Below are 14,795 nucleotides of genomic sequence, written 5' to 3'. Positions count from 1 at the left end.
GGAACGGGCAGCAATCGCTGCCCAATCGGTATTTACTGCAAATACTGATTCACGATCTGGCGGATCTTCTGCTCTTCTTCGACAGAGAAGCTCACCGCATAGCGGCTGTTACCTACATCAGAACCCAGCAGTGACACGGCTTTCTTCACGGTGGCTGGTGGGAAACCGACGCTGTAAAGATCGGTACGCAGGCCGGTGATGTTCTCCTGCGCCTGGCGTGAACCTTCAATATCGCCCGCGTGGAAACGTGCCCAGATGGCGTTGATCTCTTTAGGGGCTACGTTGGCGAGACCCGAAATACAGGCGGTGCAGCCTTCAACAAAGCCGCGATGGATCAGCGAGTCTGGGCCGGTCAGCACGTTGAAGTTCTCCATGCCTTCAGCGGCCTTGAGGAAACCGCTCAGGCTTTCATAACTGCCCGCGCTGTCTTTAATACCAATGATATTCGGGTGCGAGGCCAGCGCACGCACGGTTTCCGGCTGCAAGGTGTTACCGGTGCGCGCAGGGATGTTGTACAGATACAGCGGTACTTCGATCGCATCTGCCACGGCGCGATAGTGGGCAATCAGCTCTTCCTGCTTGAGCGGCACGAAATACGGGGTGATCACCGACACCGCATCCACGCCCAGTTTGGCGACTTGCTTGCCGAGACGAATGGTTTCACGGGTAGAAATCTCACCGATGTGGGCCACAACCGGCGCGCTGCCGTTCACTTCATCGACACAGGTTTCGGTGACGGCTAATTTCTCCTGCTCGTTGAGCACAAAGAACTCACCGTTGGTGCCGCCGCAGAAAATACCGTTACCGGCGCTGAGTTGACGTTGCACCTGCAGGCGCTGTGCCGCGGGATTAAACGCACCTTCGCTATCAAAGGTGGTGACGATGGCGGTTAATACGCCCTGAATTTTCTTGCTCATGATTCCCTCATTAATCCTTAGTGATTCAAAGCCGGAAACAGCGTCAGGTATACGTTTCGTACGTCATCGGCGCTCACTTTCATCGGTACATTTTTCATCAGTCGCTGCACGTCGAGCGCGGCTTCAACCAGATACGGCAGATGATCCGGGCCGATGCCCAGTTCTTCCAGGCTGGCAGGCAGTTTGAGACGTTTTACCAGTGCGGCGAAGTACTCCACCAGCGCGTGCGATTTCGCTTCTTCATCCAGCGAAGCATCGGCGTCCGGCAGCAGATCGTAGGCCTGCGCGAATTTGCTTACGGCGGCGGGGCGCACAAAGCGCATGCAGGGTGCCAGCAGAATGGCGTTCGCCACGCCGTGCGGCAGATGATATTTGCCGCCCAGCGGATAAGACATCGCATGCACCAGATGGGTACCGGCGTGGGCAATCGATGCGCCGCCGTAATAAGAGGCCCACAGCATATTCAGGCGCGCTTCCAGATTGCCCGGTTCGGCGATGGTGGTCTCCAGGCTGGCAAACAGCTTTTTCATGCCGATCAGCGCATAGTTGTCGCTCACCGGATTGGACACGGTGGCGGTAAAGCACTCGATCAGATGACACAGTGCATCGATGCCGGTGGAAGAGGCGATATGCGGTGGCATGCTGGTGGTCAGCTCTGGCACCAGTGCGACATAATCAGGCAGCATCACCGGGGTAATGATGCCGACTTTGGTCTCTTTCTCTGGGATCGCCAGGATCGCGTTTGGCGTGGCTTCTGAGCCGGTGCCGGCAGTGGTCGGGATCAACAGTGACGTGGTGCGGGTCAGTGGTTTCTCACCGGCCAGCAGGGCATCCAGTGTCGGCGCGCCGTCAACGCACAGAATCGACAGCAGTTTGGCGACATCCAACACGCTGCCACCGCCGACGCCAATCACCAGATCGATGTCGGTTGACGGTAAAGCAGCAACAATGGCGGCGACATCGTGCTGGCTCGGCTCCGGCGGCACGCTGTTCACAATGCTCAAACTGCTGATCTGCTGCTTCAGCTGCGCGATCAGCGACTGAACCGCTGGAATGCCTTCGATATTCTTGTCGGTGACCAGAAGCGCTTTTTCTTTACCCTGCAGTAAATAGCTGAGGTCATTTAGCGCCTGGAAGCCACTGATCACGGTGCTGTTGATATTCATTTCATACCCTTATCGCGGTTTTTTCGTACTAAATGATTAACTTTGCTCATTCAGTGCGGGTTCTGTCACTACAGTGCCTAAATTTATAGGACAAATTGATTTCAAATAATTTGATCTTGCTCACATATAATCAATCATGATTGAATATAATCAATCTCAACGCGGCGAGCTGCCGGTAGAGGAAAGAGAATGACTTCACAGCCATGGAAAACACCCGTCTTAGTGATCGCGGATGATTTTACCGGTGCCAACGACGCCGGTAGCGGACTGGCGCGAGCAGGCGCAAAGGTGCATGTGCTGTTTGATAGCAGTACAGCCCACGATGCCAGCAGCGCCGATGTGCTGGTGATCAGCACCGACAGCCGTGCAGTCAGCGCAGCAGAAGCAGCGCATCGTACAACGCTAGCATTACAGCAGCATCAGGCGATTGCCCAGGATGGCTGGCTGTTTAAAAAGATTGATTCCACGCTGCGCGGCAATCCCGGTGCAGAGATAGAAGCCGCGTTACACGCCAGCGGAAAATCATTAGCACTGGTGGTGCCCGCCGTGCCGAAACTCGGCCGCATCACGCGTAAGGGTGAAGTCTGGATCAACCAGCAGCGTCTGACGGATACCGAATTTGCCAGTGACCCGAAAACCCCGGTGACCAGCAGCCATGTGTTAACCCGTCTGCACATGCAAAGCGATCTGACAGGTGAAACCCTTGATTTGGCGACGGTGCGCAGTGGCAAGCTGGCACAGGTGCTCGCCAGTAAGCAGGGCTTAGTGGTGCTGGATGCCGAGCAGGATGCTGACATTGCGCTGATCGTGGCGGCGGCGGCGAGTTTACCCGCACGACCACTACTCGCGGGCGCTTCCGGATTAGGTGATGCCCTGGGCGAATATCTGGCGTCGCGTCCTGCCAGGCCGGTGCTGGCGGTGGTGGGTTCAATGAGCGCCATCGCGCAGCAGCAGATCGCTCGCCTCGCGACCCAGCGCGACATTCGCATTATCGATATAGATATCTGTCAGCTGTTTGCTCAGCCCGCATGGCCGCAGGCCGCTGAGTGGCAGCAGGCGATGCAACAGGCGTTACGCGACGGCGCGCACTGCGTGGTGCGCACCACGCAGCATGCAGAACAACGCCATGAGATCGAACAGCTGTGTCAGCAACATCAGGTGTCACGTCAGGAACTGGGAGAACGCATCTGCCTCTTCCTCGCTCAATTGACCCACAGTGTTTGCCGTCATGTCTTGCCTGCCGGCTTGTATCTTTCGGGCGGCGACGTGGCGATGGCTGTCGCACAGGCGCTCGGCGCCAAAGGTTTCCAGATTCAGGGCCTGGTGGCGGGCTGTGTGCCGCACGGGGTTCTGCTAAATAGCGAATTACACCTGCCGGTGATGACCAAAGCGGGTGGCTTTGGAGACGAAAACACCCTGGTAGAAGCCATCCGTTTCATTGAGGAGAAGTCGAGTGAATAAAATTATTGCGGTGACCATGGGCGATCCTGCAGGCATCAGCCCGGAGATCATCATCAAAGCGCTAGCGGAAGGCGACCTGGCGGGTATCCCGGCGGTAGTGATCGGCTGTGCCAGCACGCTGCGTCGGGTGATGGGGCTGAACATTACGCCGCAGGCTGAATTACGCGTACTGGACAACGTCAAAGACGCGCATTTTGCACCGGGCATCATCAATGTGATCGATGAGCCGCTGGCGAATCCTGAAGCCTTAAAACCGGGCGTAGTGCAGAAAGAAGCGGGCGATTTGGCCTGGCGCTGTGTGAAGCGCGCCACCGAACTGGCACTGGCCGGTGAAGTGCATGCGATTGCGACAGCTCCACTCAATAAAGAAGCGCTGCACTCGGCAGGACATATTTATCCTGGGCATACCGAACTGCTGGCGCAGCTGACTAACACCAAAAACTACGCCATGGTGCTGTACACCGATCACCTGAAGGTGATCCATGTGACGACGCATATTGCGCTGCGTAAGTTCCTCGACACGCTCAATGGCGATCGCATCCAGACGGTGATCGGCATGGCGGATACCTTCCTGCGCCGGGTTGGTTTTGATCATCCGCGCATTGCCGTTGCAGGGGTGAACCCGCACGCGGGCGAAAATGGCCTGTTTGGTGACGAAGAGATCACCACCGTGGCACCGGCGATCAAAGTGATGAAAGAGAAGGGCATTGATGTTTATGGCCCTTGCCCGCCGGATACCGTGTTCCTGCAGTGCCAGCAAGGCCAGTACGATATGGTGGTGGCGATGTACCATGATCAGGGACACATCCCACTGAAATTGTTAGGCTTTTATGATGGCGTGAATATCACCGCTGGCCTGCCGTTTATCCGCACTTCTGCGGACCACGGTACGGCGTTTGATATCGCCTGGACAGGTAAAGCGAACTCTGCGAGCATGGCGATCTCCATTAAACTCGCGATGCAGCTAGCATAGGGAAATATGAAGGGACAAAGCCGTCTCGACCAGATTATGGACTATTTGAAAAGTCATAATCTGGTCACTGTAGAACAGCTGGTGAGTGCGATCTCGGCTTCACCGGCGACGATCCGCCGCGATCTGATCAAGCTCGACAAGGAAGGCGTCATTAGCCGCAGCCATGGCGGGGTGACGCTCAATCGCTTTATTCCTGCTCAGCCGACCACGCTGGAAAAGATGCAGCGTAATCTGGCCGAGAAGCAGGCCATCGCGCAGTTTGCCGCCAGTTATGTGCAGTCAGGCGACTCAGTGGTGCTGGATGCCGGCACCACCATGCTGGAACTGGCACGACAGCTAACGCATTTGAAGCTGCGGGTGATCACTGCCGATCTGCACATCGCGCTGTTCCTGTCTGAATTCAAGCAGATTGAAACCACCATTATTGGTGGCCGCATTGATGACTCCAGCCAGTCCTGCATTGGTGAACATGGTCGTCGATTGTTGCGGAGCATCAATCCCGATATCGCGTTTGTCAGCTGTAACTCATGGAGTATCGAGCGCGGGATTACCACGCCGACGGAAGATAAAGCTGGATTGAAGATGGATCTGCTGGCGAATGCACGTCGCCGCATCCTGCTGGCTGACAGCAGTAAATACGGTTCCTGGTCGCTGTATTGTGCCGCGCCGATTGATAGTTTGACCGATGTAGTGACGGATGCGCGTCTGGATGAGGTGGTGTGCCGCGAGTTACGCGAGCGTGGCATTGGGCTGGAGTTAACGGCTTGATGTAAGAAGGTCGCCAGCAATGGCGACCCTACAACCCACTACAACTGCTTCAATCCCGTCGCCGGAATGTTGCGGCCGTAATAGATCTCGCGCATCTCCTTCCACAGCAGGTTAGTAATACGCTTGTGCTCCTGCGGACTCAGATCTTCTGGCTTGGTATTGAACAGGTAATACTTCAGGTCAAACTCCTTCAGCATCATCTTGGTGTGAAAGATATTTTCCTGATAAACGTTCACATCGACCATGTCGTACATCGCCTTCATATCCTCGGACATAAAGTTCTGCACCGAATTGATTTCGTGATCGATAAAGTGCTTCACGCCGTTCACGTCACGGGTAAAACCACGCACGCGATAATCAAGGGTGACGATGTCCGACTCTAACTGGTGGATCAGGTAGTTAAGTGCTTTCAGCGGTGAAATGACGCCACAGGTTGAGACTTCAATATCGGCACGGAAGGTACACAATCCGCCTTCAGGATGACTTTCCGGGTAGGTATGCACGCAGATATGGCTCTTATCCAGATGCGCCACCACGGAGTTGGGCAACGGACCTGGGTGCTCAGATTTGTCGATGTCCTGCGGGTTGATCGGTTCTTCGCTGACCAGAATAGTGACGCTGGCACCTTGCGGTTCATAATCCTGGCGCGCGATGTTCAGCACGTTGGCACCAATGATCGAACAGGTCTCGGTCAGGATTTCAGTAAGGCGATTGGCGTTGTATTGCTCATCAATATAGGCGATATAGCCATCACGTTCGGCTTCGCTGTTGGCGTAGCAAATATCGTAAATACAAAAACTCAGGCTTTTGGTGAGATTATTGAAGCCATGTAGTTTCAGCTTTTGCAATTTCGTCACTCCTCACACGATAAAGCATTCAGCAGATATTGCGGCAAGGCAAAGCTACCGACATGTATCGCAGGATTGTAATAGCGGCAGCGCAGGCCCGCGTCTTCAAAACGCGACTCCAGGGTCGATGTATCCCACTGACGCAATGACTCATTATCACTCGCCCAGGCAAACGTCATAATGCCGCCGTAATAGGTGGGGATCGCCGCCTGATAAAAGCTGACGTCGGAGAAGTAATGACCGAGTTTGCGATGGCTGTTGATCGCTTCTTCCTGCTGCAGGAAGCAGACGCCATTCTGTGCCACGAAGATTCCGCCCGGATTAAGCGCATTTTTGCAGCCTGCGTAAAACTCGGAGGTAAACAGACTTTCGCCGGGACCGATGGGATCGGTGCAATCGGAAATAATGACGTCGAACTTCTCTTGCGTCTGAGTGACGAAATTGACGCCATCATCAATCACCAGGTTCAGCCGGGGATCGTCATAGGCACCGGCGCTGTGATTGGGCAGATACTCTTTGCAGAAACTCACCACGCCAGCATCGATCTCGACCATGGTGATCTGTTCAATCGTTTGATGGCGTGAGACTTCGCGCAACATCGCGCCGTCGCCGCCGCCGATGATCAGCACGCGTTTCGCCTTGCCGTGCGCCAGAAGCGGCACGTGGGTCATCATTTCGTGGTAGATGAACTCATCGCGCTCGGTGGTTTGCACTACACCGTCCAGCGCCATGACACGACCAAAAGCAGCATTCTCAAAGATCACCAGATCCTGATGCGCCGTTTTGTCGCGATAAAGCAGTTTATCTACCGTGAAATACTGTCCAAATCCGGCATGAAGCGTCTCATACCACATTTCATCCTGGGCCATGATGGGGCTCTCCTCGAATGTCATCGCCATGAAAAGGGAAAAAAGGATAGCGAATTATGACCGTGGTTGCACGGTCAAACCTTCAGCAGAAGAGCGGTGTGGCGGGCTATTTAACGTAAGCGAGCAGACTTAATGAGTCACGCGCCAGCGACTTACACTTCTTGTCGTTGGTAATGGCGATACCGCTCAAATCTTTGTAGCTCTCTTCGCCGAGCGACTTCATGTTGTAGTTGCTGTAATTACTCAGATCCCAGCGGTTCTGCTGGGCAAAAAACACCAGTGCTTTGCGAATCTGCGCATCGGGCAGATCCTGATAGCCACAATCGTTCTTCAGATAGACAAACACAGCCGTGAGGTCAGCCAAATCTTCCGCTTCGGATTCACTCAGGGCAAAACTGGTGGAGGAGAAGCCAAGGAGTCCCGCCAGCAGCAGGATCTTGATGCTTTTCGTCATAATCATTCTCAACAAGGGGCAATGAATTGACGTTAGCACAGTTATTGCAGGGATTCCGCTAAATTTGCCCAAACGGGCGATTCCCGCGCTTTTTATCAGTGCATTCTGTTTCAGGGCTTGACCCTCCTGCAGGGTAAAGGTTTACGCTGTGCCCATATTCACGACAAGGATAAGCATATGCAACGTCGTCATTTTCTAAAATTGACTGCCGCACTCAGCGCGGCAGGCGCTCTGCCACTGTGGAGCCGTTCGCTTATGGCGGCTACGCGTCCGCTATTACCGATTCCCTCTATTTTGCAGCCCGATGCACGCGGACAATACACGCTCACCGCGATGAGTGGCACCAGCCAATGGAACGGAAAATCCGTCCCGACATGGGGCTATAACGGCAGCCTGCTCGGCCCGGCGCTGCGCCTGCCGCGCGAGAAAGCGGTCACAGTGAATATCCATAATCGGCTGGCGGAAGCGACGACATTGCACTGGCATGGGCTGGAAATCCCCGGCGATGTCGATGGCGGGCCGCAGGCGATGATTGCACCTGGTGGCTCACGTCAGGTGACCTTTACGCCCGATCAACCGGCTGCCACCTGCTGGTTCCATCCACATCTGCACGGGAAAACCGGCTATCAGGTGGCGCAGGGGCTGGCGGGATTAGTACTGCTGGAGGACGAAGATTCCGGCAAATTGCGTCTGCCGATGCAGTGGGGCGAAGATGATGTGCCGCTGATTTTCCAGGATAAACAGCTGACCAAAGACGGTTCCAAAATCGATTATCAACTCGACATTATGCGCGCGGCGGTGGGCTGGTTTGGTGACATGATGTTAACCAACGGCGTGCAGTATCCACAACAGGCGGTGCCGCGCGGCTGGCTGCGCCTGCGTCTGCTTAACGGCTGTAATGCCCGTTCGCTGGATATCGCCACCAGCGATAAGCGACCAATGTACGTGATTGCCAGTGATGGCGGTTTACTGGCAGAACCGGTGAAAGTGGAGAGCCTGCCGCTGCTGCCGGGCGAGCGTTTCGAAGTGATGATTGACACCTCAGACGGCAAAACCTTCGACATGGTGACGCTGCCTGTAACGCAGATGGGCATGACGCTGGCACCCTTTGATCAGCCGCTGCCGCTGGTGCAAATTCTGCCGCTGCGCGTGATGGCGAGCGGTTCCATGCCGGATAAGCTGGTGGAGCTGCCGCCGCTGCCGTCAGTGGAAGGCGTGCAAAGCCGCTGGCTGCAGCTGATGATGGATCCGCAGTTGGATCAACAAGGCATGCAGGCGCTGATGGATCGCTACGGTCATAAAGCCATGGCCGGAATGAAAATGGATCACGGCAGCATGGATACGAAAGGCGGGGCCATGCAGATGGACCATGGCAACATGGACATGAGCGGCGGCGCCATGAAGATGGACCATGGCAGTATGCCGATGGATCACGCAAAAACGGCGGCTTATGATTTCCACAACGGCAATAAAATCAACGGTCAGGCGTTTAATATGACCAAGCCGATGTTTAACGCCGAACTCGGTAAAGTGGAAAAATGGACCATTTCCGGTGAAGGCGATGCCATGCTGCATCCGTTCCACATCCATGGCACCCAGTTCCGCATTCTGTCAGAAAACGGCAAGCCGCCAGCGCCTCATCGTGCAGGCTGGAAAGACATGGTCAGCGTGAACGGCTGGCGCAGTGAAGTGCTGGTGCGCTTTAACTACGTTGCCAATGCCGATAACGCCTACATGGCGCATTGCCATCTGCTGGAGCATGAAGATACCGGCATGATGCTGGGCTTTACGGTCAGTTAATCGCTCTCTTTTACCTGATGGCGACTCCGCTCGGTCGCCATTAATGGCGACCCTACAGGCGCTGAGGGTGTAGGGTGCCGCATGAAGGTACAACTGGGCACAGGGTTAACAGATCAAACCGATCCCATAGGTAACACTTTTGTAGTCAGTCGATTCGGCGGCACTCTCTACGTTGACAGCGCCGCTTCCAGTGCCAGCCGGATATCCTCAATCAAATCATCAGCATGCTCAATACCAATCGATAAACGTACCGTGGCATCGGTAATGCCGATACGCTGGCGTACCTCCTGCGGCACGCCGGAATGGGTGGTGCTGCCTGGATGGCTGGCGAGTGATTCGGTGCCGCCGAGACTCACGGCGAGCTTGAATAGCCCCAGGGCATTGAGAAAACGAAATGCGGCCGGTTGGCCGCCTTTGATATCGAACGAGAAGGTGGACCCTGCGCCGCTGCATTGCCGTTGATAGGTTTCTCCCGCCGAGCTGTTGGCATCGAGATAGGGCAGCCAGTGCAGTTTTTCCACCTGCGGGCTATCGCGCAAAAACGCGGCGACTTTTTCCGCATTGCTGGCGGCTTTCTCCATTCTCAATGACAACGTTTCCAGCGAGCGGCCAATCATCCAGCTGGAGTGCGGATCAAGCTGAGTACCGATGGCACTGCGCAGCGAACGCACCTTGCTCACCAGCGCTTTACTGCCCAGCACGGCACCCGCAATCAGATCCGAATGGCCGCCGACATATTTGGTGAGCGAGTAAAGCGACAAGTCCGCACCGTGCTGCAAAGGGCGTTGAAACAGCGGGCCGAGTAGCGTGTTGTCGCAGGCGAGAATCGGACGCGAACCTTGCTGCTGCGTGATCACGTCCGCCACCTGCTTCATCAACTGAATATCCACCAGGCTGTTGGTTGGATTGGCTGGCGTCTCAATCAGAATCAGCGCCACACGACCTCGCTGCCACGCCAGTTTAGCCGCTTCATACACCTTGTCTTCATCGGTGCCATCGCTAAAGCCCACGGCTTTAATCTCTAAATCGTGCAGCGTTTTGCTCAACAGCGTCTCAGTGCCGCCATACAGCGGCTGCGAGTGCAGAATCACCTCTCCGGGGCGTGCAAACGCCAGCAGAGTGGTGGCAATTGCCGACATGCCAGATGAGAACAGCGCGGCGCTTTCCGCCTGTTCATAGATGGCCAGCCGATCTTCAACAATCTCGCTATTAGGATGGTTAAAGCGTGAATAGACCAGCCCGCCGCTTTTCCCCTCTGGCGGCTGTTTACGCCCGGCGACGAAATCAAAGAAATCTTGTCCCTCTTCGGCACTGTTAAACACAAAGGTCGAGGTGAGAAACACCGGCGGTTTGACCGCGCCTTCTGACAGCCGCGGATCGTAACCGTAGTTAAGCATTTGCGTTTCCGGATGCAGATCGTGTGTGCCTATCTGTGTTTTTTTACTGGATGAAGCGGTCATAGGATCTCCAGAGGTCACCGGTAAGAGGGGGGAACGATTCCTGTAGTTAAGGACAGCGCAATAAATTTTGCCACGGTATCGTTTGCGTTCTGTGCGCCGCGTTAGAGGTTGGTTCGACTATGATAGACTTCGTGGCTTTCTGAAAAACCTTAACCAGGCGAATGCAATGAAACACACCGTCGACGTGATGATCTCTGAGCAGGAGATCGCAACCCGTATTGCCGAACTGGGCAAGCAGATTAGCGAACACTACCGTAGCAGCGGCAGCGAAATGGTGTTGGTAGGTCTGCTGCGCGGCTCCTTTATGTTTATGGCCGATCTCTGCCGCGCCATCGACGTGCCGCATGAAGTCGACTTTATGACGGCCTCCAGCTACGGCAGCGGCATGTCATCGACCCGCGACGTGAAAATCCTCAAAGATCTCGACGAAGATATTCGCGGTAAAGATGTGCTGATCGTGGAAGACATCATCGACTCCGGTAACACCCTAAGCAAAGTGCGTGAAATCCTGCGCCTGCGTGAGCCAAAATCACTGGCGATCTGCACTCTGTTGGATAAACCAGAGCGCCGCGAAGTGGAGGTCACCGTGGAGTATGTCGGCTTTACCATCCCTGATGAATTCGTGGTGGGCTTTGGTATCGATTACGCGCAACGCTATCGTCATCTGCCGTATATCGGCAAAGTTATCCCGACCGGTGAATAACCGCACAATCTTCCAAGGCTAATCCCTTCAGCCTGCGATAAGATGCGCAGCCCGCGAGTCAATGACTTACGGGCTGCGCTCGCGTTCCCCTGCCGCATGCAGAGTGGTAAAGTGTCGCGGGTTATCGCTCAGCGCTTCATCTTTGATTTTTCACTCGTTATCTCTGAATAACCCCGCATGCTCGGCGTGAGCGCACTATCATTTCATAGGGCTTTGATGTCACTACAACAGGGTATGGATTCGCAATGACTTATGCACTGGAAATTTCCGGGCTCACCAAAACCTATCCCGGCGGCGTTCAGGCGCTGAAGAAGCTTGACCTCAACGTAGAGGCTGGCGATTTTTACGCGCTGCTCGGGCCAAATGGCGCGGGCAAATCCACCACTATCGGCATTATCAGTTCGCTGGTGAATAAATCCGGCGGCAGTGTGCGCGTGTTCGGCTATGACCTGTCAAAGGATGTGGTCAATGCGAAACGCCAGCTTGGGTTGGTGCCGCAGGAATTCAACTTTAACCCGTTTGAAACCGTGATGCAGATTGTGGTCAATCAGGCCGGTTACTACGGTGTGGAGCGGGCTGAAGCCAACAAGCGCGCCGAGAAGTACCTCAACCAGCTCGATCTGTGGGGTAAACGCAACGAGCGTGCCCGCATGCTCTCAGGCGGCATGAAACGCCGTTTGATGATTGCCCGCGCGCTGATGCACGAGCCGAAACTACTGATTCTGGATGAACCCACCGCCGGCGTGGATATCGAACTGCGTCGCTCAATGTGGACCTTCCTGAAAGATCTCAACATCAAAGGCACCACCATTATTCTCACCACCCATTATCTGGAAGAAGCTGAAATGCTGTGCCGCAATATCGGCATTATCCAGAGCGGTGAGCTGGTGGAAAACACCTCGATGAAAGGCCTGCTGTCGAAGCTGCAATCGGAAACCTTCATCCTCGATTTGGCGCCGCGCAGCCCGCTGCCGCAGCTGGAAGGTTTCCAGTATCGTCTGGTGGATACTTCAACGCTGGAAGTGGAAGTGATGCGCGAGCAGGGCCTGAACAGTGTATTTAGCCAGTTAAGTTCGCAGGGTGTGCAGGTGCTGAGTATGCGTAACAAAGCGAACCGCCTTGAAGAGCTGTTCGTCAGCCTGACCCAGGGTAAAGGAGTGAAAGCATGACACATTTATACTGGGTAGCGCTCAAGAGTATCTGGGCCAAGGAGATCAACCGTTTCGCTCGCATCTGGATTCAGACGCTGGTGCCACCGGTGATCACCATGACGCTCTATTTCATTATCTTCGGCAACCTGATTGGTTCACGCATCGGCGATATGCACGGCTTTAGCTACATGCAGTTCATCGTGCCTGGATTGATCATGATGGCGGTGATCACCAACGCCTACGCCAACGTGGCATCATCATTCTTCAGCGCTAAATTCCAGCGCAACATCGAAGAGTTGCTGGTGGCACCCGTACCGACGCACATCATCATTGCCGGTTATGTCGGCGGTGGCGTGGCGCGCGGTGTATGTGTCGGCATTCTGGTGACCGCGATTTCGCTGTTCTTCGTGCCGTTCCACGTGCACTCCTGGTCAATGGTGGCCCTGACGCTGCTGCTAACGGCGATTCTTTTCTCGCTGGCGGGGCTGCTGAATGCGGTATTCGCACGTACCTTTGATGACATCAGCTTGATTCCGACCTTCGTGCTGACGCCATTAACTTATCTGGGCGGCGTGTTTTACTCACTGACGCTGTTGCCGCCGTTCTGGCAGGCGGTGTCAAAGCTGAACCCGGTGGTGTATATGATCAGCGGCTTCCGCTACGGTTTTCTTGGCATCAGTGATGTGCCGCTGGCACTGACCTTGTCAGTGTTGATTGGCTTTATCGTGGTGTTTTACGTGCTGGTCTATGCGCTGATTCAGCGCGGTCGCGGATTACGTACCTGATAGACTTTTTAACAATGCAGCTTCGGCTGCATTGTTATTTCTGCCTCTTTATCTCCTCTCTTTTGTAAGATAATTCCCCGAGCTATTAAGACCAATTAAATATCAAAAATGAAACAGTCAGTAACTGTCAGTCATGAGTTATTCCATTTTGCGATAATTTGAAATTATTCTGATAATCGGCGCTTATCGATGCCGTAAGTTATTGATTTATATTCTGCTAAGAATTTGTAAGTTTTTGTCCAGTTTTTTGAACTTGTTATTAAGTGTCAGTCATTGGAATATTCATTCGCTAATAGATCACGTCTTTATCATAAAGCGAGTTCAACTTCCTTCGCGACGCCATGCGCGTGGCGGATCGGACACTTATATTTTTAAACAGGGCAATTAACATGAATCGTTTAACGTGGGTGGATAATCTGCGAGGTATTGGTGTACTTGTCGTTATTCTGCTGCACTGCGTTATTGCGGTGAATGGTAACGTCGGACACTTCGCTCCGCTGGTGTTAACGCTGGATCCGTTGTTGATACCGGTCTTTCTTGGTCTGGTGTTCTTTGTTTCGGGATTGTTTGTTGATGCCGGATTACGCAAAGGACTGGGTCCGTTTATTCATAATAAAATTCAGACCATCTTATATCCCTTTGCCGTCTGGGTGTTGGTGTACGGTGGATTGAAAATATTATTCAGCTCGATGGCAAATAATCCGCAATCGCCATTGCATGTTATTGCCATGCATCTGAGTGGCGGCGGCGATATAACCTGGTTTTTGCATTCATTGTTCTTCTTCTTCCTGGCTATCATTTTTGTTCGTCAATTACCGTTTTGGCTGGTGATTCCAGGGTGTTTATTACTCAGTTATTTCCTGCCCGAGCTGAGCGCCGATGGCATGTTTGCCAGCTTCGATAATGCGCATATCAATAAATCGATTAATCTGTTTATTTTCTTCTACGTCGGCGATCAGTTAGCGCGCAGGCAATATGATATTCCCAAGCTGGCAGAGAATTCGCTATTGGTGCTGCTCTCACTGGCAAGTGTCATTCTTTTCCTGTGCCTGAATCTGCTGACTGCACATCCGCCGTCACATGTGCTGCTGGCCGCGCTGGCGCTGTTGTCTATCCCGCTGTTTGTCTGGATATCACTGAAGGTGAACTCACGACTGGTGCACTACGTTGGGGTGAATTCCATCGTCTTCTACCTGTCGCATTATCTGGTGATTCAATTCTTCAGCAAGATTGTGAAGCTGCAGACGCCTTCGCCATGGATACATGATCTGTTGTTTGTGCTGGCTTTCGCTGCGGCAATGATCCTGCCGTGGACGCTGTGCTTGTTACGCCAGCGTGGCTGGTTCAATTTCCTGTTTACCCTGAAGACGCAGCCGCGTGTGAAGGTGGCAAAACCGGTGTAAGAGAAGGGCGGAACCTCTGAGCAGAGGTTCCGTTTTG

Annotated in this window: 14 protein-coding genes; 8 read left to right on the top strand and 6 right to left on the bottom strand. The window is 54.0% G+C overall.

What is annotated here, in order from left to right:
* Positions 1-32: 32 nt before the first annotated feature.
* Together LBW88_RS09785 and LBW88_RS09780 are read right to left on the bottom strand one after the other, a co-directional pair.
* Positions 33-917, bottom strand: a complete 885-nt coding sequence (locus tag LBW88_RS09785; RefSeq protein ID WP_224932519.1) for a dihydrodipicolinate synthase family protein — start codon at positions 915-917, stop codon at positions 33-35.
* A gap of 17 nt (positions 918-934) precedes the next feature.
* The gene (locus tag LBW88_RS09780) at positions 935-2,083 is read right to left on the bottom strand and encodes an iron-containing alcohol dehydrogenase (protein WP_038649013.1); all 1,149 of its coding nucleotides are present in this window, start codon (positions 2,081-2,083) and stop codon (positions 935-937) included.
* 189 nt (positions 2,084-2,272) lie between these two features.
* On the opposite strand from LBW88_RS09780, the gene dtnK reads away from it, so the two are divergent.
* Genes dtnK through LBW88_RS09765 form a run of 3 tightly spaced genes read left to right on the top strand, consistent with a single transcriptional unit; the run spans position 2,273 to position 5,285 of the window.
* Positions 2,273-3,544 (top strand): D-threonate kinase, encoded by a 1,272-nt coding sequence (dtnK, locus tag LBW88_RS09775; RefSeq protein ID WP_224932520.1) that lies wholly within the window; start codon positions 2,273-2,275, stop codon positions 3,542-3,544.
* On the top strand, positions 3,537-4,517 hold the full coding sequence (locus tag LBW88_RS09770) for a D-threonate 4-phosphate dehydrogenase (protein WP_224932521.1): 981 nt from the start codon (positions 3,537-3,539) through the stop codon (positions 4,515-4,517). The genes dtnK and LBW88_RS09770 overlap by 8 nt, the downstream gene beginning before the upstream one ends.
* Before the next feature lie 6 nt (positions 4,518-4,523).
* Entirely contained in the window at positions 4,524-5,285 is a 762-nt protein-coding gene (locus LBW88_RS09765) for a DeoR/GlpR family DNA-binding transcription regulator (protein WP_200574425.1), read from the top strand.
* A 38-nt stretch (positions 5,286-5,323) separates the two neighbouring features.
* Here LBW88_RS09765 and speD read toward each other — a convergent pair whose 3' ends face one another.
* The 3 genes from speD to LBW88_RS09750 form a co-directional block, all read right to left on the bottom strand.
* A complete protein-coding gene (speD, locus tag LBW88_RS09760) occupies positions 5,324-6,133 on the bottom strand; it encodes an adenosylmethionine decarboxylase (protein ID WP_224932522.1) in 810 nt (269 codons plus the stop codon).
* Between the two features lie 5 nt (positions 6,134-6,138).
* A complete protein-coding gene (gene speE / locus LBW88_RS09755; RefSeq protein WP_224932523.1) occupies positions 6,139-7,002 on the bottom strand; it encodes a polyamine aminopropyltransferase in 864 nt (287 codons plus the stop codon).
* 106 nt (positions 7,003-7,108) lie between these two features.
* Positions 7,109-7,456 (bottom strand): YacC family pilotin-like protein, encoded by a 348-nt coding sequence (locus tag LBW88_RS09750; RefSeq protein WP_007888732.1) that lies wholly within the window; start codon positions 7,454-7,456, stop codon positions 7,109-7,111.
* Positions 7,457-7,633: 177 nt separating this feature from the next.
* On the opposite strand from LBW88_RS09750, the gene cueO reads away from it, so the two are divergent.
* Complete coding sequence (cueO, locus tag LBW88_RS09745) at positions 7,634-9,256, top strand: multicopper oxidase CueO (protein ID WP_224932524.1); 1,623 nt, start codon at positions 7,634-7,636, stop codon at positions 9,254-9,256.
* Between the two features lie 167 nt (positions 9,257-9,423).
* Here cueO and LBW88_RS09740 read toward each other — a convergent pair whose 3' ends face one another.
* Positions 9,424-10,716 (bottom strand): cystathionine gamma-synthase family protein, encoded by a 1,293-nt coding sequence (locus tag LBW88_RS09740; protein WP_224932525.1) that lies wholly within the window; start codon positions 10,714-10,716, stop codon positions 9,424-9,426.
* 166 nt (positions 10,717-10,882) lie between these two features.
* On the opposite strand from LBW88_RS09740, the gene hpt reads away from it, so the two are divergent.
* The 4 genes from hpt (at position 10,883) to LBW88_RS09720 (ending at position 14,758) form a co-directional block, all read left to right on the top strand.
* Positions 10,883-11,419, top strand: coding sequence for a hypoxanthine phosphoribosyltransferase (gene hpt, locus LBW88_RS09735; protein ID WP_039331277.1), 537 nt, complete (start codon positions 10,883-10,885; stop codon positions 11,417-11,419).
* A 245-nt stretch (positions 11,420-11,664) separates the two neighbouring features.
* Positions 11,665-12,588 (top strand): ABC transporter ATP-binding protein, encoded by a 924-nt coding sequence (locus LBW88_RS09730; protein ID WP_100704625.1) that lies wholly within the window; start codon positions 11,665-11,667, stop codon positions 12,586-12,588.
* Positions 12,585-13,355 carry an ABC transporter permease gene (locus LBW88_RS09725; protein ID WP_224932526.1) on the top strand — a complete coding sequence of 257 codons (771 nt, stop codon included), beginning with the start codon at positions 12,585-12,587 and terminating at the stop codon, positions 13,353-13,355. The genes LBW88_RS09730 and LBW88_RS09725 overlap by 4 nt, the downstream gene beginning before the upstream one ends.
* A gap of 389 nt (positions 13,356-13,744) precedes the next feature.
* The gene (locus LBW88_RS09720) at positions 13,745-14,758 is read left to right on the top strand and encodes an acyltransferase family protein (RefSeq protein ID WP_224932527.1); all 1,014 of its coding nucleotides are present in this window, start codon (positions 13,745-13,747) and stop codon (positions 14,756-14,758) included.
* Positions 14,759-14,795 lie beyond the last annotated feature (37 nt).

This window comes from Pantoea sp. alder81 (genome assembly GCF_020179835.1).
In the GTDB taxonomy this organism is placed as follows: domain Bacteria; phylum Pseudomonadota; class Gammaproteobacteria; order Enterobacterales; family Enterobacteriaceae; genus Pantoea.
This window is presented reverse-complemented; position numbering and strand designations above follow the sequence as displayed.